Origin of the sequence: Ensifer adhaerens (assembly GCF_002940685.1) — a bacterium.
In the GTDB taxonomy this organism is placed as follows: domain Bacteria; phylum Pseudomonadota; class Alphaproteobacteria; order Rhizobiales; family Rhizobiaceae; genus Ensifer; species Ensifer adhaerens_E.
Map to the genome: position 1 here is coordinate 489,846 of NZ_PNFP01000004.1, position 17,956 is coordinate 507,801.

Genomic DNA, 17,956 nt, shown 5'->3' on the forward strand with positions numbered 1-17,956 from the left:
AGGTGGAGGAGGACACTCAGAGTTCAAGCGCAGCCATATGGAAGCAAAGCTGTTCCGGCGGGTATCGGTGCGTGGCGCCGACCGGACAGGCGGCGCGCGAAAGACAGCCATGTGCGAGGCAACCTGCCCTGCCCGCATCCGTGCACAGATGGCCGCGACAGAGCCCGACATCGAAGCGTTCGCCGGCCAATGCTTCGGCCGGACAGGCTGACATGCAGGGTTTTGCCGAGCAGTTGTCGCAGGGATGTCCTGTCGCACGCTCGCCTGTTTCTCCAAGCGGCCTGTCGAACCCGAGCGCGCCGCGGTACCCATGCCAGAGCCCGTATCGCGGATGGATGAGGATGCCCAATGGCGACGGCTTCAGGCCTTCCGCCCGCATCGCCCACTGCTGAAACGGCTGCCAGGGCGGGTCGGAAGGAAAATAGGCGGTCGCACCGCAGGCTGCCGCAACCGGTTCGATCGTCGCCTTCGACCATGTGTCGAGCGGATCGGTGCTCTTGCCTTCCGGCTCGGTCTCGCGCCACGCGCTGAACGGCTGCCACAGCGAACCGCCGATATTGCCAATCAACACCACGCTTGCCGCCGGCCGGCCGTCACCGAGCAGCGGTGCCGCCTCGCCCGCTTCGAAATTCACGGTTCCGCGCAAAAAAAGTCCGTGCGGCGCGAGCGCCGCACGGATGATCTCGATCGTCTTGTCCGCAGTTGCGGAAGGCGCCGTCATTTCGGTTTCGGCCCCTGGTGTTCGTAATGCGGGCGCCAGACCTCTTTCTGGATCATGTCGGCCACCTGCGCCGCGCCGCCTTGCTCCCTGGCTCGCTCGGGACCCTTTCAGGTGAAAGCGTCCGGCATCGAATCCTTGCGGCTGGCGATAAAGGCCTTGAGCTTTTCGTCGATCTCCGGATCGAGGTAAGGCGCCTCGTAGTGCTCCAGCCAGCTGCGGCAGAGTGCATTGGCGCGCTGCTCGATGCGCTTTTCGCCTTCCACTTCCCACTGTTCGAAGGAATTGTTGTCAGCAAGCGGCGACCGGTAGAAGGCCGTCTGGAAATTGGCCTGGGTATGGGCGCAGCCGAGATAGTGGCTGCCCGGGCCGACTTCGCGGATCGCGTCGAGCGCCTGGGCGTTTTCCGAGAGGTCCACGCCTTCGGCCATCTTCTGCATCATGCCGAGCTGGTCCTGGTCGATCATGAACTTCTCGTAGGACGAGACCAGGCCGCCTTCGAGCCAGCCGGCCGCATGCAGCACGAAGTTGGTGCCGGCAAGAAGCGTCATGTTGATCGTATTGGCCGACTCGTGCGCTGCCTGCGCGTCCGGCACCTTGGAGCCGCAGAGCGAACCGCCGGTGCGGAAGGGAAGCTTCAGGCGACGGGCAAGCTGGGCGGCGCCATAGGAGACCAGCGACGGCTCCGGCGTGCCGAAGGTCGGGGCGCCCGACTGCATCGAGATCGAGGCGGCAAAGGTGCCGAACAGAACCGGCGCGCCCTTGCGGATCAGCTGGGTGAAGGAGGCGCCTGCAAGCACTTCGGCCAGAATCTGCGTCAAGGTGCCCGCAACCGTCACCGGGCTCATGGCGCCGGAGAGAATGAAGGGCGACAGCACGCAGGCCTGGTTGTGGCGGGCATAGACCTTGAGCGCGCCGACCATGGTCTCGTCGAAGACCATCGGCGAGTTGGCGTTGATGAGGTTGAGCGTCACGCAGTTGTTTTCGACGAACTCGTCGCCAAAGACGATCTTCGCCATGGCGATCGTGTCTTCCGCGCGCTCCGGTGCGGTCACCGAGCCCATGAAGGGTTTGTCGGAATATTTGATATGGCTGTAGACCATATCGAGGTGGCGCTTGTTGACGGGGATGTCGACCGGCTCGCAGACCGTGCCGCCGGACGAATGCATCGACGGCGCCATATAGGCGAGCTTCACGAAATTGCGGAAATCCTCGATCGTCGCATAGCGGCGATTGCCTTCCAGATCGCGCACGAAGGGCGGGCCGTAGACCGGGGCAAAGATCGTCGCCTTGCCGCCGACCTGGGCGCTGCGCTCCGGATTGCGGGCATGCCAGGTAAATTCCGATGGCGCCGTCTTCAGCAGTTCGCGGCAGAGTCCCTTAGGGAAATGCACGCGCTGGCCGCGCACGTCGGCACCCGCCTGCTTCCACAATTCAAGCGCCTCGGCATCGTCACGGAATTCGATGCCGATTTCCTCCAGGATCGTATCGGCGTTGCGCTCGATCAGCTGCAGGCCTTCCTCGTCGAGGACTTCGTATTCGCGAATCTCGCGCTGGATATAGGGCAGAGACGGCCCCGGGCCGCCGCCGGTGCGCGATGCGCGCCTTGCCGCTGCTCCCCGGCCCTCGCCGCGTGCGCGGCGACCGCCGCCCTCAACCGCGCCCTGATCTGTCACGTCGCTCATTCGCTCTTTCCTCTCCCGCGCATCACTTTTTGCGCCTTCAAGCATCATTTGACCTTAATGCTACCAAGCATCGGGGGCCTTGCGGGTCTCAATGCGCCAAGGCATGGCGCAACTCGAACACTACCGAGAAGCGACCACGGGACGACAAAAACCGCGTGGCGCGAATATATTGTTTTTGTTAACAATATGCAGGGGCCAAAAGAAGCCGCCCCGCCGTCGCTTTTTGTCATATGCGACGTCGCTTTCGAAAACAGATTTTTAGCTGTCGACCGCTATGGATGAATGGACGCGTCCGAAAATTTCGCGCGACCGTGCCAGGAACCGAGGAACCCCAATATGGCAGACGATGAAATCATTCTCGAGGACCTTTCCGACGAAGAACTCGTGCAGCAGATGCACGACGACCTCTATGACGGCCTGAAGGAGGAAATCGAGGACGGCACCAACATCCTGCTCAAGCGCGGCTGGACGCCTTACGACGTGCTGACCCAGGCGCTGGTCGAAGGCATGCGCATCGTCGGCATCGACTTCCGCGACGGCATCCTGTTCGTGCCGGAAGTGCTTTTGTCGGCCAACGCCATGAAGGCCGGCATGACGATCCTGCGCCCGCTGCTCGCCGAAACCGGCGCGCCGAAGCTTGGCAAGATGGTGATCGGCACCGTCAAGGGCGACATTCACGACATCGGCAAGAACCTCGTCGGCATGATGATGGAAGGTGCGGGCTTCGACGTCGTCGACCTCGGTATCAACAACCCGGTCGAGAACTACCTCGAAGCGATCGAGCGCGAGCAGCCGGATATTCTCGGCATGTCGGCGCTTTTGACCACCACCATGCCCTACATGAAGGTCGTGATCGACACGATGAAGGAAAAGGGCATGCGCGATGACTACGTCGTTCTCGTCGGCGGCGCGCCGCTCAACGAGGAATTCGGCAAGGCCGTCGGCGCCGACGCCTATTGCCGCGATGCGGCGATCGCCGTTGAAACCGCCAAGGACTTCATGAAGCGCAAGCACAACCGCCTGGCCGGCTGAGCTTCGGATCGTCCGAACTGAACAAGCCGGCCGCGTGGGTGAAATCCGCGGCCGGCTTTCCTATGTCTGGCGGGTCTGCCGGCCAGTCGAAGCACCGGACCGTAACCGTTCCTTGTTTCATCGAAACACCAAACGGCTACGTTCCGAGGAACGATCCGGTCCGGGACAGTGTCAGTTGACGGAGTTTGCCACCTTCTTGCCGGCCGACTGTGTCGCGTTGACCGTGTTTGCGGTATCCTGCCCGATGCCGCGGATGGTGTTGCCGCAGGCGGTAAGCGTCGAAAGGGCGACGAGAACGGCGCCGACGATTGCAAGGGTCTTTACTGTCATGGTCAGGGTCCTTCCCGCTGATAGCCACATGGAATCAAGATGGAAAAAGTATCGCCCGCAATAGAACGTGCACAACCGGAAAAAGTTCACGTGATCGGTTGTGGCGCCATCGCGCGGGAAATCCTTGCGGTCTGCGAGGCGAACGGGCTTGACCATATCGACCTCAACTGTCTGCCCGCCATCTGGCACAACACCCCGGACAAGATCACGCCGGGCATTCGCGACGCGATCGCCAAGGCGCGGGCTGAAGGCTTCAAGCGCATCTTTGTCGCCTATGCCGATTGCGGCACCGGCGGGCAACTCGACCGGCTGCTCGAGGAGGAAAAGGTCGAGCGCATCCCCGGCCCGCACTGTTATTCCTTCTTTGCCGGCAACGAGGACTTCGCCCGCCGCTGGGACGACGACATCACCGCCTTCTTCCTCACCGACTTCCTCGCCCGCCAGTTCGAGGCCTTCGTCATCGTGCCGCTCGGCCTCGATCGGCACCCGGAACTCCGGGACATGTATTTCGGCCATTACCGCAAGCTGATCTACCTTTCACAGCTGGAGGACGCGGCCTTGCAGGAAAAGGCGAAGAAGGCAGCGGAGACGCTAGGCCTTCAGTACGAATACCGCTTCACCGGCTATGGCGATCTGACGACGTCACTCAAGCGGGCTTGAGCCATCGAGCCCAGCCTTGCGCGGCGGCATTCGTTCCGAATGGTCATCTCCATCGAGGCAAATAGAAATCATCCGTCTTGGTGGCCTTTGTCGGTCCACCTCTCGCCGAGCCCGCTCACGCCCGAGCCACAGGCCGGCAGCCGCACCTATAGTCGGCAACACTCCGACGCCTGCGAGATTGTAGACCGGCAGAAGGACAGGATTTTCGAAAGGATTGCCCTTGACGCCAGTCGAGTCCCAGCCGACCGGCATCGGGACAAAAGCAATCCAGAGCACTGAAACCAACATCGGCAGACCGAAATGTCGATACGGGTTCCAGGGTTGCGATTGCGCCAGCGTGAACGGGTATCGTCGTCCCACACGGTAGCAGCGTACAGCGACGGCTATGGATGTGGCGCAAACGACGAGATAAGCGAAGAGGCTGGCGGAAAAATAGAAGTGGGTGTCTTCAAGGGGAAACTTTGCTTTGAAGTTTCTCGCCTCGAACCAGAATTTCGGCAGCACCGTCATCATGGCCTTGGGGCCTTCAAAGTCGAACCAGCGGCGCGGCAGCATCAGAAAGAAAATATAGGGGCCGTAGGTGAACGGCAACGTCCCCCATCCAACGAAAAACCGATAGAACCGCTGGAAAGGCGGGTCTTCTACACCATCGGCGATCTGCTGCACTCGCAACGTATTGCTGTTCGCCACCAAGGTCCCCAAGCAACGCAACTCAACGCAAGTCTTCCCGTAAGTTGCAACCAAAGTCCAGCCCGCTTGCACCTGCCAATTATATAGGGTACCCCCCTATATAATACGGGAGAGATCACATGGGCAATCACGACCATCATCACCACCGGCATTCGCACGACAACGGACGCGTGCTTGCGGCGCGCCACGATCATGTCTTCCTCGGCGGCAATCACGCGCGCAACGAGCGGCGGACCTGGATCGTCATCGCAGTGACCGCAACGATGATGGTGGTCGAGATTGCGGCCGGTGAGATCTTCGGGTCGATGGCGCTGGTCGCTGACGGCTGGCACATGTCGACGCATGCGGCCGCGATGCTGATCGCAGCGCTTGCCTATCTCTATGCGCGCAAGCACTCGAACAATCGCCGCTTCACCTTCGGCACCGGCAAGCTCGGCGATCTCGCGGGTTTCTCCAGCGCCATCGTGCTGGCGCTCATCGCGCTTCTGATCGGCTGGGAGAGCCTGAAGCGCCTGAACGCGCCGGTCACGATCGATTTCAGCGAGGCGATCCTCGTCGCCGTCGCCGGACTGATCGTCAATCTCGTCTGCGCCTGGCTGCTGAAGGACGATCACAGCCACCATCACGATCACCATGGGCATCATCACGGACACCAACAGGGCCACCATCGCGGGCAGGATCGCAACCTGCGCGCCGCCTATCTGCACGTGCTCGCCGACGCGCTGACCTCGGTTCTCGCGATCGTCGCCCTGGGCCTCGGTGCGCTCTATGGCTGGCTCTGGCTCGACCCCGCGATCGGCATCGTCGGCGCGCTGGTCATTGCCCGCTGGTCCTTCGGCCTCATCCGCGACACTGGTGCGACCTTGCTGGACTACATTCCCGATGGCGAGGACCTGCCAGAGGAGATCGGCGAAATCGTCGCCAGGGAAGATGCCGAGATTGTCGACCTGCATGTCTGGCAGCTCGGTCCCGGCCACCACGGCGCCATCGTCTCGATCGTCGCCGACAACCCGCGGGCGCCGTCCTATTATCGCGAGAAGCTTGCCGCCATTCACGATTTGTCGCATGTGACCGTAGAGGTGGAACCACGGGCCGCATAGTCGTCGCCCGAAACCGGAGCATCCGATGACCCATACGATCCGCGAGAAGCAGAAACTCATCAACCGGGTCCGACGCCTCCGAGGCCAGATGGAGGCGGTCGAGCGGATGCTGGAGGAGGAAAAGGGCTGCGCCGAAGTCATGCAGGTGATCGCCGGCATCCGTGGCGCGGTCAACGGGCTGATGGCGGAAGTGGTCGAAGACCATATCCACATGCATCTGGCCGCCGCCGACCTGTCGCAGAAGGATCGCGACGAAGCGGCAGCCGAACTGGTCGACGTGGTGCGCGCCTATATGAAATAGAGCGCGCATCGCGGTCGAACCCACGCATTTTCAGGTGACAGGAACTTCCATGAAACTTGGCTTCATCGGCACCGGCGCACTCTCCTCGGCAATCGTCACCGGCCTCAAGACGCTTCCCGGCGACACCACCTCCGTCATCCTCTCGCCGCGCAACGAAGCGATCGCAGCGGGCCTCGCCGCCCGCTTTGCCGACGTCACCGTTGCGGCCGACAATCAGGCGGTGCTCGACGCCTCGGACATGGTGATGCTCGGCGTGCGCCCGCAGATTGCCCGCGATGTGCTGCCGGGCTTGCGCTTTCGGCCGGATCATCACGTCGTCAGCCTGATCGCGACCTTCTCCTGCGCCGAGATCGCCGCCATGGTCGGTCCGGTGAAACGGCTGACCAAGGCCTTGCCGATGCCGATGATCGCCATTCGAAAGGGGCCGACAATCCTCTTCCCGCCCGATCCCGAAGTGGCCGCGTTCTTCGGCCGGCTCGGCAATGCGATCGAGGTGACAAGCGAGAGCGAGTTCGATGCCCTGAGCGTGGCGACCGCCACCTATGCCAGCTACTTCAAATACCTGGAAACGATCCATGGCTGGCTGAAGGACCACGGAGTCGAGGAAAACAAGGGCCGCGACTACGTATCCTCGCTTTCTGCCGCCCTGGGCCAGGCGCCGGAAACCACGCCCGAAAGCTTCGCGCATCTGGCCGCGGATTATGCAACGCGCGGCGGCATCAACGAACAGGTGCTGCGCGAACTGACGGAACACGGCACGTTCGAACGGCTGAAGGAGAGCCTCGGCGGGATTCATCGGCGGATTACCGCGGCGTCGTGAGGATCCGAAACGCTTGAGGAATGCCCCTCATCCGGCCTGCCGGCCACCTTCTCCCCGCAAGCGGGGCGAAGGAGATTCGCAGGCCCCACTCCGCCAACAATAAGCACCACGATTTCCGCCTGGCTGCGGCTTGCTTTCGCGAAACTAGGATCGGGGCACGTCCCCTCTCCCCCTGCGCGGAGAGGGCTAGGGTGAGGGGCAGCCCGACGCAATCATCGGCGGCACCAAGGTCCGGTCGGCGAGCCTCCCCACGAACCATCCGGCGACGGCAAAAAATCAGCTCTTCCTCAAACACGAATCCGCGCTAACCTGTAGACAGTCCAGCGCGCAACCGCTGGACCTAGAACGAGATGCAGGGCAACGGCCTTGCATCCACCTGGGGGACGCCGATGAAATTCCTCGCATACCTGCCTTACGCCATCGGCTGCACTGCCGGCCTGGTTCTGTCCCTGGTGATCGGCGCGGTTTGCGGCCTCTCGGACGACGTGAAGATGGTCGAGTCCGTGGCCCTCGTCGTTCTCGGCGGCGGCGTCGCCGAATGGTATTGGACCAGTTAAGCCGCCGGTAACGGGCAAGCCCTCATAACTCGGCCCTGTCAAAGCACGGGGCCGCCATGACCGACATCGCCAGCCAGAATCACATGGGCAAGCGTCCCGGCCGTGTCGTCGTCGTCACTGCGGGCGGCGAAAACCCGTGGATCATGATCAACGCGCTCTCGGCAAGCTTTGCCGACGTCACCGTCGTCGAGGAGCAGCCGGAATCGAAAGGCCTGTTTCTGCGCCGCCGCGCCCGCAGGCTCGGCTGGCCGACGGCGCTGGGGCAGCTTGCGACCATGGTCGCCTCGCGCTTCGGCAAGCGCTTTACCCGCAGGCGCGCAGCAGAGATCCTCGCCACCTACAAGGTTTCGGGAACGCCCGATCCGGCGATCCCCGTCAAACCTGTCGTTTCGATCAACGACGCCGAAGCCATCGCTCACATGCGCGCGCTGAAACCCGATGTCGTCTTCCTGATCAGCTGCCGCATGCTGAAGGCAGAGACGCTTGCGGCGATGCCCTGCACGGTCATCAATTTCCACGCCGGTATCAACCCCGCCTATCGCGGCCTGATGGGTGGCTACTGGGCGCTCGTCAACGATGACGCGGAGAATTTCGGGGCGACCGTGCATCTGGTCGACGCCGGCGTCGATACCGGCGGCGTGCTTTACCAGTCGCGCCCGAAGCCCGCTGCAACCGACAGCATGCACACCTATCCGCTGCTGCAGACCGCCGCCTCCACCGACATTGCGATTGCCGCGGTCGCGGACGCGCTCGACGGCAAGCTCAAGCCTGTCGATGTCGCAGGCCCGTCACGGCAATGGTATCACCCGCCGATCTGGACATGGGTGTCGAACGGCATTCTTCGCGGCATCTGGTAGGCCGGCAAGCCGCCGCCTGCCCACATCCGACAACGGCTAAAAGCCTGAAACTGCGGGCAATCCGGGCCAACGGCTCTTGCCGGCAACAATCGCCTCAACTGCGACTTGCGCATTGCCCTCAGGACGTCTGATATGGCTTCCGCTTCAGCGTCGTTTTTGGACATATCCGACGTCGTGGCGAGATGAGCCCGCACGCCGGTACATGCGCATTGTCGCAGAACGAGGAGAACAACATCCCATGGCAGATCGCATTATCGTCTACTGGCGCGACATTCCGGCCCAGGTCATCATCAAGAAGGGCCGCACGACGGCCAAGCGCGAACTGTCGCTGCGCTTCACCGAGGCGATCGACATGTGCGCGATGCGCACCGGCGCCGCCGAAACCGACGACTATCTCGCCGAATGGCGCAAGGCCGACCCGGTTCCGGTCTCCGACGATCTGGAAACGGAAGCCGACCAGGCTGCCGCCGAGCTCGAAGCCGCCTATGACCGCGAACGCCTCGTCGCCCTCGTGAAAGCCGGGGGCCGCGACAATGGCTGACGCCAAACCGCCAGGCGAACCGAAGATCATGAAGGGCAACGCGGCCCCGGCCGCCAAGGCCGCGACCGGCGCGTTTACGCCGTCTGGCGTCTCGCCGAGCCGCCGCTCGCGCCACAAATACACCGTCCGCCTCTGGGCGGTCAGGAATTCCCGTTTCCTCGAGTGGTTCTACAACCGCTTCGCCGACCTGTTCCTGCTGCTGCATCCGCTCTGGAACGCCATCGGCTACGGCCGAGTGGAGCGCCCGGTGACCTTCGTCGAGCGCCACGTCAAGGGCTTCCTCTTCGACTGTCGCATGTGCGGCCAGTGCGCGTTGTCCTCGACCGGCATGTCCTGCCCGATGAACTGTCCGAAGCAGCTGCGCAACGGCCCCTGCGGCGGCGTGCGCGCCAACGGCAATTGCGAGGTCGAGCCGGACATGCCCTGCGTCTGGGTGCAGGCCTGGAAGGGCTCGCAGAACATGGAGAAGGGCAATGCCATCATGAACGTGCAGAAGCCGGTCAACCAGTCGCTGCGCGAAACCTCGTCCTGGCTGCGCGTGACGGCGGAAGCAGCAGCCCGCCGTGAAGCGGCATCCAAGGAAGGCCAGGCATGAGCCCCGACATCAATCCCTTCGATCCAGGTGCGCCGCTCGAGCCCCTGCCCGGCCATTCCTCACGCGGCCGGCTCGAACGTGTTCTGCGCCGTGGCGAATTCGCCGTCACCGCCGAGCTCAACCCGCCAGACAGCGCCAATCCGCAGGACGTCTACGAACGTGCCGCGATCTTCGACGGCTGGGTCGACGGCATCAACGCGGTCGACGCATCGGGCGCCAACTGCCACATGTCCTCGGTCGGCATCTGCGCGCTTCTGACCCGCATGGGTTATGCGCCGATCATGCAGATCGCCTGCCGCGACAAGAACCGCATCGCCATCCAGGGCGACGTGCTCGGCGCGTCCGCCATGGGCGTGCAGAACATCATGTGCCTGACGGGCGACGGCGTGCAGGCGGGCGATCAGCCGGGTGCAAAACCGGTCTTCGACCTCGACTGCATGTCGCTGCTCGAGACCGTGCGCATCATGCGCGACAACTCGAAGTTCCTCTCGGGCCGCAAGCTGACGACGCCGCCGCAGGTCTTCCTCGGCGCTGCGATCAACCCCTTCGCACCGCCCTATGACTTCCGCCCCTATCGGCTGGCCAAGAAGATCGAGGCCGGCGCGCAGTTCGTGCAGAGCCAGTACTGTTTCGACGTGCCGATGTTCCGCGAATACATGAAGAAGGTGCGCGACCTCGGCTTGCATGAGAAGTGCTACATCCTCGTCGGCGTCGGGCCGATGGCGTCGGCCAAGACCGCCCGCTGGATCCGCTCCAACGTGCCGGGCATCCATATCCCGGACAGCGTCATCACCCGGCTCGAAGGCGCGCAGGACCAGAAGAAGGAAGGCAAGCAGCTCTGCATCGACATCATCAACGAGGTGAAGGAGATCGAAGGCGTCTCCGGCATCCACGTGATGGCCTATCGCCAGGAAGAATATGTCGCAGAGATCGTGCATGAATCGGGCGTCCTGAAGGGCCGCAGGCCGTGGAAGCACGAGACGCTGCCCGCGGATGCGGTGGTGGCGGAGCGCCTGGAGCACATTCGCGAAGGCAAGGAAGAGAACCAACAGCAGATGGCCGAAGCCGCGGCCCATCATCAGCATTGAAGACAACAAAGCCGGCGCCGGTCATTCGACGCCTATCATCGATTTCAAGGGCGTGATTACATAGCGCCCGCCGCTTGAGGACAAAGGACCCTTAATGACCCGCACCATCGTCGCCTCCGCCACCCGCGAGATCATCATCGGCTTTGACCAGCCCTTCTGCGTCATCGGCGAACGCATCAACCCGACCGGCCGCAAGAAGCTTGCCGCCGAGATGATCGAGGGCAACTTCGACACCGTCATCAAGGATGCGCTGGAACAGGTTGCCGCGGGCGCGACCATGCTCGACGTCAACGCCGGCGTCACCGCCGTCAACCCGAACGAGACCGAGCCGCCGCTCTTGGTCAAGACGCTCGAAATCGTCCAGGGCCTCGTCGACGTGCCGCTGGCGATTGACAGTTCCGTCACCGCCGCGATCGAGGCGGCACTGCGCGTTGCCAAGGGCCGACCGCTGGTCAATTCCGTCACCGGCGAAGAGGAGAAGCTCGAGGCGATCCTGCCGCTCGTCAAGAAATACGACGTACCGGTGGTTGCTATCTCCAACGATGAAACCGGAATCTCGATGGACCCGGACGTGCGCTTTGCCGTCGCCAAGAAGATCGTCGAGCGCGCCATGGATCACGGCATCAAGCCGCACGACATCGTTGTCGATCCGCTGGTCATGCCGATCGGCGCCCTGGGCGACGCTGGCCGGCAGGTCTTCGCGCTGCTGCGGCGCCTGCGCGAGGAGCTGAAGGTCAACACCACCTGCGGCCTTTCCAACATCTCCTTCGGCCTGCCGCACCGCCACGGCATCAATGCCGGCTTCATCCCCATGGTCATCGGCGCCGGCATGACGTCGGCGATCATGAACCCCTGCCGTCCGCAGGAAATGGAGGCCGTGCGCGCCGCAAACGTCCTGAACGGCACCGACCCGAACTGCACCCACTGGATCAAGACCTACCGCGACCACAAGCCGGCCGAAGGTGGCCATGTCGTTGCAGCAGCACCTGCGGCAGCCGCCGGCGGCGGACGTCGCGGTGGCCGCGCGGCCCGCACGGGTGGTGCGGCTGCAAGCGAATAGCTTCCCGCCAACGGGTAATCGAAAGGGAGAAAGACGATGAGAAGCCAGCTGCGCCTCTTCGCCGTCATTCTCCCTTTACTCCTCGTCGCCCGGTACACATTGTTTGACGATGCGGCCGAGTTTCAACGGTTCTACGACGTGCTGCGAACGCATGTCGTCCCGGTCTTGTTTGTCGTTGCGGCGGTGGTTTTCGCTGTCATGATCGCCACTGTCACGAAGAAGGTCTATCTCGGACCCGAGGAGCGGGTGATCAACGCCCTCGCCTGGGGCAGCTCGGCCGTCGCGGTAGCAGCCTTTACCTACGCATTCGCAGTCGTGAAAATTGCCGGGGCGCCGTAGCAACGGACGTCGGTTCATCCATCTGCCAACGCAAAGTGGAGATCACCATGACACGCCGCCTTCGCCTCGATGCTGCATCCCTCTGGTTTGAAGCCCCCTTCGTCATTGCCGTCCGCCTGCAGGAGATGCAGATGGCGGCGCTGACCGGCAAGTCGCAGGACGTGGCCGAGCTTCAGCGCATGATCTCCGAGAAGATTGCCGCCACAGCCGAGAGCGTCGTCGCCGTCAATGTCGCGCTGTGGAAGGCCGCCTTCGACAACACGATGCGGCTGATGACCGGCGGCACGGCTTCGGGCCACGGAACGGCGATTGCTTCGGCAGCGCTCAGGCCCTATGGCAAGCGGGTGCGCAGCAACGCCCGGCGGCTGTCGCGCAAGTAAGCCCGACGCGCCGCCGAGCCCCAGACCTAACTGTTTGAAACAGATGCTTCCATGTCGGGATTGGACAACTATCGGGCGCCGTTCCGGTGCAGTCTGAAACCGTTTACCCGTGCTTCGCTGCCCTCGCGAAGCGACCTGATGAAAGACCCCGAGCATGCGCATCGAAGGTAACGCCGAGATCGAGACCAACATGACCGAAGCCGCGCAAAAGGAACCTCTGGTGCTGTTCATGCCCTCGGGCAAGCGCGGCCGCTTCCCGGTGGGCACCCCGGTGCTCGATGCGGCGCGCAAGCTCGGCGTCTATGTCGAAAGCGTGTGCGGCGGGCGCGCCACCTGCGGGCGCTGTCAGATCGAGGTGCAGGAAGGCAATTTCGCCAAGCACAAGATCGTCTCCTCGCTGGAGCACATCTCGGAAAAAGGCGCCAAGGAAGAACGCTACGAAAAGATCCGCGGGCTGCCCGATGGCCGCCGCCTCTCCTGTTCCGCCCAGATCCTCGGCGATCTCGTCATCGACGTGCCGCAGGATACCGTCATCAATGCCCAGGTCGTGCGCAAGGCCGCAACCGACCGGGTGATCGAGCGCAATGCCGCCGTCCAGCTCTGCTATGTCGAGGTGGACGAGCCCGACATGCACAAGCCGCTCGGCGACCTCGACCGGCTGAAGGTGATGCTGGAGAAGGATTGGGGCTGGAAGGATCTCCTGATCGCGCCGCACCTGATCCCGCAGGTGCAGGGCATCCTGCGCAAGGGCAACTGGGCCGTCACCGCCGCCATCCACCGCGACATGGATAGTTCTCGCCCCTTCATCGTCGGCCTTTGGCCGGGCCTCAAGAACGAGGCCTATGGCGTCGCCTGCGACATCGGCTCGACGACGATCGCCATGCATCTGGTGTCGCTGCTTTCCGGCCGCATCGCCGCTTCCTCCGGTGCCTCCAACCCGCAGATCCGGTTTGGCGAAGACCTGATGAGCCGCGTCTCCTATGTGATGATGAACCCGGATGGGCGTGAGGCGATGACCAAGGCCGTGCGCGAGGCCGTCAACGGCCTCATCGGCAAGGTCTGCGCCGAGGGCGAGGTCGACCGCCACGACATTCTCGACATGGTCTTCGTCGCCAACCCGATCATGCACCACCTGTTCCTCGGCATCGACCCGACGGAACTCGGCCAGGCGCCGTTTGCACTCGCCGTATCCGGCGCACTGCAATACTGGGCGCATGAACTGGATATCGACGTCAACCGCGGTGCGCGGCTCTACATGCTGCCCTGCATCGCCGGCCATGTCGGCGCCGATGCGGCCGGCGCCACGCTTTCGGAAGGGCCTTATCGCCAGGACAAGATGATGCTGCTCGTCGATGTCGGCACCAACGCCGAGATCGTGCTTGGCAACAGGGACCGCGTCGTCGCCGCCTCCTCCCCCACGGGCCCCGCCTTCGAGGGCGCGGAAATCTCCTCGGGCCAGCGCGCCGCCCCCGGCGCGATCGAGCGCGTGCGCATCGACCCGCAGACGCTGGAGCCGCGCTTCCGCGTCATCGGCGTCGAGAAGTGGTCGGACGAGGAAGGCTTCACTGAAGCCGCAGCCTCTGTCGGCGTCACCGGCATCTGCGGCTCGGCGATCATCGAGATCGTCGCCGAAATGTATCTCTCCGGCATTATCTCGCAGGACGGCGTCGTCGATGGCGGAATGGCGGCAAAGAGCCCGCGCATCATCCCGAACGGCCGCACTTTCTCCTACCTGCTGCACGACGGCGAGCCGCGCATCACGGTAACGCAGAACGACATCCGCGCCATCCAGCTTGCCAAGGCAGCGCTCTATGCCGGCATCAAGCTCCTGATGGAAAAGCAGGGCGTCGACCATGTCGACACCATCCGCTTCGCCGGCGCCTTCGGCTCCTTCATCGACCCGAAATACGCGATGGTGCTGGGGTTGATCCCGGACTGCGACCTGGAAGACGTAAAGGCCGTCGGCAACGCCGCCGGCACCGGCGCGCTAATGGCGCTGCTTAACCGCGGCCACCGCCGCGAGATCGAGCAAACCGTCAGCAAAATCGAGAAGATAGAGACGGCTCTTGAATCAAAATTTCAGGAGCATTTCGTCAACGCCATGGCGATGCCGAACAAGGTCGACGCCTTCCCGAAGCTCTCGACTGTCGTCACTTTGCCGGAGCGCAAGGTGGGCGGCGACGACGGTGAAGGCGGCGGACGCCGGCGGCGGAGAAGCCGGGAGTAGGCTCGAAGTCGTTCGGGACGCCGTCGCGTTCGTGCCTCTCCCAGAGGGCCGGGCGTATGCCCCTCACCCTGGCCCTCTCCTCGCAGGCAGGGAGAGGAGACGAGGTCGCGGCACCGGTACCAGGCGACGGCAACGATCGAGATTGCGGCGGCTCCAAACGGATCACGGATACGTGCGGGCGAGGCATGCCCCTTCTCCCCGCGCGCGGGGAGAAGGTCGCGGCAGCGGGATGAGGGGCGGGCGTTCGAGCGGCCTTACGCTGCACCAGACGTGGACACTCGATATTTCAGCTTGCCTAAATTCCGGCGGCGGGCGACGGTCTGATGAAACCTATTCCTTAAACTGGCATCCAGAACCCATGAACGACAAAATTCTCGATACCCTGACCGGCATGTACTTCACCGTCGATGATCCCGATGGCACCTACGGCACCGGCCAGGTCATCCGGCTTGCGGCCGAAGGCATCTACTTCATTCGCTACGACGGCAACGAGGTGGAACTGCCGATGGAGCTCGTCTCGCTCGGAGAGATGCTGCAGACCACCGAGGAAGATTACAAGCTCTGGCGGTTCTTCGACACGATCGAGGAACGGGACAAGTGGATCGAGTGGCTGGACGCCCCGTCAAAGCCGCGCGTCGTGACGCTGGTGCGTCCGACACCGACGAAGTAAGCGCCAGATCCAAGAGTTTCCGACACCTCAGTTCCGAGGCGACGCCCACCCTGGAGACACCACGGTGGGCGTCCTGCGTTTAATCTGCAGCTAACCATTTCCGCTTTTGGCGGCGCGGCGGCGGGTCGAAATACGCCAACTGCCGTATGTCCCGCTACCCCAGGCAGGGGTACGCCAGGGTTCCTGCCGCGTGCAGGTGGTTTGAACCCAGGAGACATCACATGAAGATCGTTATCGCCATGGCGGCGTCGCTCGCATTCGCGGGCGCCGCCGTCGCTGCCATTTCGCCTGCGCCCGCCCAAAAGCAGCCCTTAGCCACAACCAGCGGGGCATTGGAGCTTGCCGGCGGGGTTAACAAGCCCGGGAACCCCGGAAAACATGGCAAAGCCAACGAGAACCGCCAAAGGGGCAGGATCTCGAACCACGATTGAGATCATCGAGGGCGGTTGGGGCCGTCCTCGATATCCTACGCTGGTCGCGATTCCGACGCGCCTGAATACTCGTCACGCAAAGCGCCGATCGATCGACGAGCCCGCCTCACCCGATCTTCAGAGGCCATCGCCGTACCAAAGCGATGGCTGCCCTCCGATGGTCGTCCCGCTCAGTAATACGGCGACACGCATTCCTGGCGCGGCCCGTAATGGGGCTGGAACGAGTTGTCGTAGGCCCGGTACGAGCGATAGCGGTCGTAGCACCATTCGACATGGGCAGACGGCGCATTGGAATAGACCCTGCGGGGTGGCTGCGCGATCGCGCCGCCGATGACCACGCCGGCGCCGAAGGCCGCCAGGGGATACCACCAGCCGTCACTGTGTCGACGGTAGCCGTCGCGACGGTAACGGTATCCCTCATAGCCATTGTAATAGCCGTATCGTGGGCCGGCATTGTAACGCTTGCCGCTGTAGCGGTAGCCGTCATATCCGCGCTTGTGCGGCGGGCCACCGTAATGACCGGGCTTGTGGTGGATCAACTCGACCGGCTGGGAAACCGCCTGCCCGGCCGAAACGGGGGACATGGGCACGGCCTGGGCCGAGACCGCCGACAGCGCCGTGGCAGCAGCCACGAGGACTGCACCTATTCTTTTCATCATCTCATCCAACTGTTTTTCGTCGGCCCATTTTCCGGCCCACGCATGAACCTGGGATGAACATGGAGGGCTTGGCCACCAGACATTCTCCCTTAGCACCTGCGAACTTTCGGCACCCTCCTGAGCCCGACCGCTCGGCATCACCGCCACAGCTTGCATTTGCTTCGGCCTTGCGTGAACCTTGGGTTGGGCAAGCGGAAGGGGCGGAAAGGGCAGCAAATGACGAACACGCGGACTGCAACGCTGTTGGTGGCGGTAACGCTCGCGCTCTCAAGCGGAAATGCGAATGCCGCCAGGAACGGCATTCTTGTCTATGGCTGCACCGCCGACAAAAAGCCGGCGCGCATGCGCGTCGTTGCTCCGCTCAAGGACAAGGGCGCGATTGAGTCAGGGTTTCGCCAGATGATCCGCACGAAAACCTCGCAGTGGTTTCTTGCCCAGAAGAAGGCGCTCGATCTCACGGAGTTCGAGCAGGCGCTCGCGGCGGTAACGCGTTCCAGCGGAGGCAGGCTTCCGGAACAGAACCCTCACGGCGTTGCAAGGTCGGTCGAGATCGGCAAGCGCGCAGCGTCGATGAAGCTCTATTGCGGCGGCTAGCGCCCGCCCCTCAACCGGCCTTCGCCGCAAACGCCCCGAGCAACCCTGCCCAGCCGCCCTCGGAATCGAGCGACGCGCGGGCGACTTCCGCCTTGGCGCCGTAGCTTGCGAGATCGCGATGCTCCAGCCGCACGGTGGTGCCGCCCTCGGCCGTCGGTTCGAACCTCACCTCCACCTCGGTCTGAAACTCCGGATCGAAAACCCAGTCGGCGTTGAGCTGCCAGACAAAGAGGATGCGCTTCGGCGGCTCGCAGGCGAGCACCCGCCCCCATTCCCTCTCCTCGCCCGAAGTGCCGATCTCATACCAGCGGCCGCCGGCGGCGGGCTCGACGACGACGGTCTTCTGGCCGCTTTCCGTCAGGCTGTGGGTCTTCAGCCACCAGTCGCCCATGCGGGCCGTGAAGATCTCGAAGGCGCGCTCCGGCGGCACGCTGACAGTGACGGATTTCTGCACTGGGGCCGGCTCGATCCTCTGCATGTTGGGTCTCCCCTCCGATCGTCAACGATCGCAAGTCCGCCGATTGTACGGTCATCGCCGCTGCCCCGGTCGCGTCCCCACAAGTGGTGTAGCTGGGCGGTAGCGAAGCCGCTCGCGAGCGCGCCCTCGACAGCGCCGTAGCGA

23 protein-coding genes are annotated in these 17,956 nt (G+C 63.4%); 17 read left to right on the forward strand and 6 right to left on the reverse strand.

Annotated features, from left to right (window positions below; genetic code table 11):
• Positions 1–16: 16 nt before the first annotated feature.
• Both C1A35_RS10895 and C1A35_RS10900 read right to left on the reverse strand, forming a co-directional pair.
• On the reverse strand, positions 17–721 hold the full coding sequence (locus C1A35_RS10895; RefSeq protein ID WP_104664329.1) for a 4Fe-4S dicluster domain-containing protein: 705 nt from the start codon (positions 719–721) through the stop codon (positions 17–19).
• Positions 722–828: 107 nt separating this feature from the next.
• Positions 829–2,403 (reverse strand): trimethylamine methyltransferase family protein, encoded by a 1,575-nt coding sequence (locus tag C1A35_RS10900; RefSeq protein ID WP_104664330.1) that lies wholly within the window; start codon positions 2,401–2,403, stop codon positions 829–831.
• A 336-nt stretch (positions 2,404–2,739) separates the two neighbouring features.
• Between C1A35_RS10900 and C1A35_RS10905 the strand changes: the two genes are divergently transcribed.
• A complete protein-coding gene (locus tag C1A35_RS10905; protein WP_077960905.1) occupies positions 2,740–3,435 on the forward strand; it encodes a corrinoid protein in 696 nt (231 codons plus the stop codon).
• A 171-nt stretch (positions 3,436–3,606) separates the two neighbouring features.
• Here C1A35_RS10905 and C1A35_RS10910 read toward each other — a convergent pair whose 3' ends face one another.
• Positions 3,607–3,765, reverse strand: coding sequence for an entericidin (locus C1A35_RS10910; RefSeq protein ID WP_104664331.1), 159 nt, complete (start codon positions 3,763–3,765; stop codon positions 3,607–3,609).
• Between the two features lie 39 nt (positions 3,766–3,804).
• Here C1A35_RS10910 and C1A35_RS10915 point away from each other — a divergent pair, with 39 nt between their 5' ends.
• Positions 3,805–4,425, forward strand: coding sequence for a DUF1638 domain-containing protein (locus C1A35_RS10915; protein ID WP_104664332.1), 621 nt, complete (start codon positions 3,805–3,807; stop codon positions 4,423–4,425).
• On the opposite strand, the gene C1A35_RS10920 is transcribed toward C1A35_RS10915, so the two are convergent.
• Positions 4,408–5,115, reverse strand: a complete 708-nt coding sequence (locus C1A35_RS10920) for a hypothetical protein (RefSeq protein ID WP_158665046.1) — start codon at positions 5,113–5,115, stop codon at positions 4,408–4,410. The two genes, C1A35_RS10915 and C1A35_RS10920, sit on opposite strands and share 18 nt — an antisense overlap.
• A gap of 119 nt (positions 5,116–5,234) precedes the next feature.
• On the opposite strand from C1A35_RS10920, the gene dmeF reads away from it, so the two are divergent.
• The 14 genes from dmeF to C1A35_RS10995 all read left to right on the forward strand — a co-directional run bounded on the left by dmeF (position 5,235) and on the right by C1A35_RS10995 (position 16,081).
• Positions 5,235–6,215, forward strand: a complete 981-nt coding sequence (gene dmeF, locus C1A35_RS10925; RefSeq protein WP_104664334.1) for a CDF family Co(II)/Ni(II) efflux transporter DmeF — start codon at positions 5,235–5,237, stop codon at positions 6,213–6,215.
• A 25-nt stretch (positions 6,216–6,240) separates the two neighbouring features.
• Positions 6,241–6,516 (forward strand): metal/formaldehyde-sensitive transcriptional repressor, encoded by a 276-nt coding sequence (locus C1A35_RS10930; protein ID WP_043619696.1) that lies wholly within the window; start codon positions 6,241–6,243, stop codon positions 6,514–6,516.
• A gap of 49 nt (positions 6,517–6,565) precedes the next feature.
• A complete protein-coding gene (locus C1A35_RS10935; RefSeq protein ID WP_104664335.1) occupies positions 6,566–7,336 on the forward strand; it encodes a pyrroline-5-carboxylate reductase in 771 nt (256 codons plus the stop codon).
• A 389-nt stretch (positions 7,337–7,725) separates the two neighbouring features.
• Positions 7,726–7,893 (forward strand): hypothetical protein, encoded by a 168-nt coding sequence (locus tag C1A35_RS10945; protein ID WP_158665047.1) that lies wholly within the window; start codon positions 7,726–7,728, stop codon positions 7,891–7,893.
• A 56-nt stretch (positions 7,894–7,949) separates the two neighbouring features.
• On the forward strand, positions 7,950–8,750 hold the full coding sequence (locus C1A35_RS10950; protein ID WP_104664338.1) for a formyl transferase: 801 nt from the start codon (positions 7,950–7,952) through the stop codon (positions 8,748–8,750).
• Between the two features lie 238 nt (positions 8,751–8,988).
• Positions 8,989–9,291, forward strand: a complete 303-nt coding sequence (locus C1A35_RS10955; protein ID WP_060520592.1) for a virulence factor — start codon at positions 8,989–8,991, stop codon at positions 9,289–9,291.
• Complete coding sequence (locus C1A35_RS10960) at positions 9,284–9,886, forward strand: methylenetetrahydrofolate reductase C-terminal domain-containing protein (protein ID WP_104664339.1); 603 nt, start codon at positions 9,284–9,286, stop codon at positions 9,884–9,886. Before C1A35_RS10955 ends, C1A35_RS10960 begins: the two co-directional genes overlap by 8 nt.
• Complete coding sequence (locus C1A35_RS10965; RefSeq protein WP_104664340.1) at positions 9,883–10,974, forward strand: methylenetetrahydrofolate reductase; 1,092 nt, start codon at positions 9,883–9,885, stop codon at positions 10,972–10,974. Before C1A35_RS10960 ends, C1A35_RS10965 begins: the two co-directional genes overlap by 4 nt.
• Positions 10,975–11,068: 94 nt before the next feature.
• The gene (locus tag C1A35_RS10970; protein ID WP_104664341.1) at positions 11,069–12,034 is read left to right on the forward strand and encodes a methyltetrahydrofolate cobalamin methyltransferase; all 966 of its coding nucleotides are present in this window, start codon (positions 11,069–11,071) and stop codon (positions 12,032–12,034) included.
• Between the two features lie 36 nt (positions 12,035–12,070).
• Entirely contained in the window at positions 12,071–12,373 is a 303-nt protein-coding gene (locus C1A35_RS10975) for a hypothetical protein (RefSeq protein WP_104664342.1), read from the forward strand.
• Between the two features lie 47 nt (positions 12,374–12,420).
• Complete coding sequence (locus C1A35_RS10980) at positions 12,421–12,753, forward strand: hypothetical protein (RefSeq protein WP_104664343.1); 333 nt, start codon at positions 12,421–12,423, stop codon at positions 12,751–12,753.
• Positions 12,754–12,907: 154 nt separating this feature from the next.
• Positions 12,908–14,980: an ASKHA domain-containing protein gene (locus C1A35_RS10985; protein ID WP_104664344.1), complete on the forward strand. Its 2,073-nt coding sequence runs from the start codon at positions 12,908–12,910 to the stop codon at positions 14,978–14,980.
• Between the two features lie 358 nt (positions 14,981–15,338).
• Positions 15,339–15,650 carry a hypothetical protein gene (locus tag C1A35_RS10990; protein WP_058327027.1) on the forward strand — a complete coding sequence of 104 codons (312 nt, stop codon included), beginning with the start codon at positions 15,339–15,341 and terminating at the stop codon, positions 15,648–15,650.
• A gap of 221 nt (positions 15,651–15,871) precedes the next feature.
• Positions 15,872–16,081 carry a hypothetical protein gene (locus tag C1A35_RS10995; protein ID WP_104664345.1) on the forward strand — a complete coding sequence of 70 codons (210 nt, stop codon included), beginning with the start codon at positions 15,872–15,874 and terminating at the stop codon, positions 16,079–16,081.
• Between the two features lie 170 nt (positions 16,082–16,251).
• Here the strand turns inward: C1A35_RS10995 and C1A35_RS11000 are convergent, their stop codons facing one another.
• On the reverse strand, positions 16,252–16,737 hold the full coding sequence (locus C1A35_RS11000; protein WP_104664385.1) for a BA14K family protein: 486 nt from the start codon (positions 16,735–16,737) through the stop codon (positions 16,252–16,254).
• 219 nt (positions 16,738–16,956) lie between these two features.
• On the opposite strand from C1A35_RS11000, the gene C1A35_RS11005 reads away from it, so the two are divergent.
• The gene (locus tag C1A35_RS11005; protein WP_104664346.1) at positions 16,957–17,334 is read left to right on the forward strand and encodes a hypothetical protein; all 378 of its coding nucleotides are present in this window, start codon (positions 16,957–16,959) and stop codon (positions 17,332–17,334) included.
• A 10-nt stretch (positions 17,335–17,344) separates the two neighbouring features.
• Here C1A35_RS11005 and C1A35_RS11010 read toward each other — a convergent pair whose 3' ends face one another.
• Positions 17,345–17,812, reverse strand: coding sequence for an SRPBCC family protein (locus C1A35_RS11010; protein WP_104664347.1), 468 nt, complete (start codon positions 17,810–17,812; stop codon positions 17,345–17,347).
• Positions 17,813–17,956 lie beyond the last annotated feature (144 nt).

Coding starts and splice junctions, on each gene's coding strand:
- C1A35_RS10895 (WP_104664329.1), bottom strand. CDS start 721: ATGACGGCGCCTTCCGCAACTGCGGACAAGACGATCGAGATCATCCGT.
- C1A35_RS10900 (WP_104664330.1), bottom strand. CDS start 2,403: ATGAGCGACGTGACAGATCAGGGCGCGGTTGAGGGCGGCGGTCGCCGC.
- C1A35_RS10905 (WP_077960905.1), top strand. CDS start 2,740: ATGGCAGACGATGAAATCATTCTCGAGGACCTTTCCGACGAAGAACTC.
- C1A35_RS10910 (WP_104664331.1), bottom strand. CDS start 3,765: ATGACAGTAAAGACCCTTGCAATCGTCGGCGCCGTTCTCGTCGCCCTT.
- C1A35_RS10915 (WP_104664332.1), top strand. CDS start 3,805: ATGGAAAAAGTATCGCCCGCAATAGAACGTGCACAACCGGAAAAAGTT.
- dmeF (WP_104664334.1), top strand. CDS start 5,235: ATGGGCAATCACGACCATCATCACCACCGGCATTCGCACGACAACGGA.
- C1A35_RS10930 (WP_043619696.1), top strand. CDS start 6,241: ATGACCCATACGATCCGCGAGAAGCAGAAACTCATCAACCGGGTCCGA.
- C1A35_RS10935 (WP_104664335.1), top strand. CDS start 6,566: ATGAAACTTGGCTTCATCGGCACCGGCGCACTCTCCTCGGCAATCGTC.
- C1A35_RS10945 (WP_158665047.1), top strand. CDS start 7,726: ATGAAATTCCTCGCATACCTGCCTTACGCCATCGGCTGCACTGCCGGC.
- C1A35_RS10950 (WP_104664338.1), top strand. CDS start 7,950: ATGACCGACATCGCCAGCCAGAATCACATGGGCAAGCGTCCCGGCCGT.
- C1A35_RS10955 (WP_060520592.1), top strand. CDS start 8,989: ATGGCAGATCGCATTATCGTCTACTGGCGCGACATTCCGGCCCAGGTC.
- C1A35_RS10960 (WP_104664339.1), top strand. CDS start 9,284: ATGGCTGACGCCAAACCGCCAGGCGAACCGAAGATCATGAAGGGCAAC.
- C1A35_RS10965 (WP_104664340.1), top strand. CDS start 9,883: ATGAGCCCCGACATCAATCCCTTCGATCCAGGTGCGCCGCTCGAGCCC.
- C1A35_RS10970 (WP_104664341.1), top strand. CDS start 11,069: ATGACCCGCACCATCGTCGCCTCCGCCACCCGCGAGATCATCATCGGC.
- C1A35_RS10975 (WP_104664342.1), top strand. CDS start 12,071: ATGAGAAGCCAGCTGCGCCTCTTCGCCGTCATTCTCCCTTTACTCCTC.
- C1A35_RS10980 (WP_104664343.1), top strand. CDS start 12,421: ATGACACGCCGCCTTCGCCTCGATGCTGCATCCCTCTGGTTTGAAGCC.
- C1A35_RS10985 (WP_104664344.1), top strand. CDS start 12,908: ATGCGCATCGAAGGTAACGCCGAGATCGAGACCAACATGACCGAAGCC.
- C1A35_RS10990 (WP_058327027.1), top strand. CDS start 15,339: ATGAACGACAAAATTCTCGATACCCTGACCGGCATGTACTTCACCGTC.
- C1A35_RS10995 (WP_104664345.1), top strand. CDS start 15,872: ATGAAGATCGTTATCGCCATGGCGGCGTCGCTCGCATTCGCGGGCGCC.
- C1A35_RS11000 (WP_104664385.1), bottom strand. CDS start 16,737: ATGAAAAGAATAGGTGCAGTCCTCGTGGCTGCTGCCACGGCGCTGTCG.
- C1A35_RS11005 (WP_104664346.1), top strand. CDS start 16,957: ATGACGAACACGCGGACTGCAACGCTGTTGGTGGCGGTAACGCTCGCG.
- C1A35_RS11010 (WP_104664347.1), bottom strand. CDS start 17,812: ATGCAGAGGATCGAGCCGGCCCCAGTGCAGAAATCCGTCACTGTCAGC.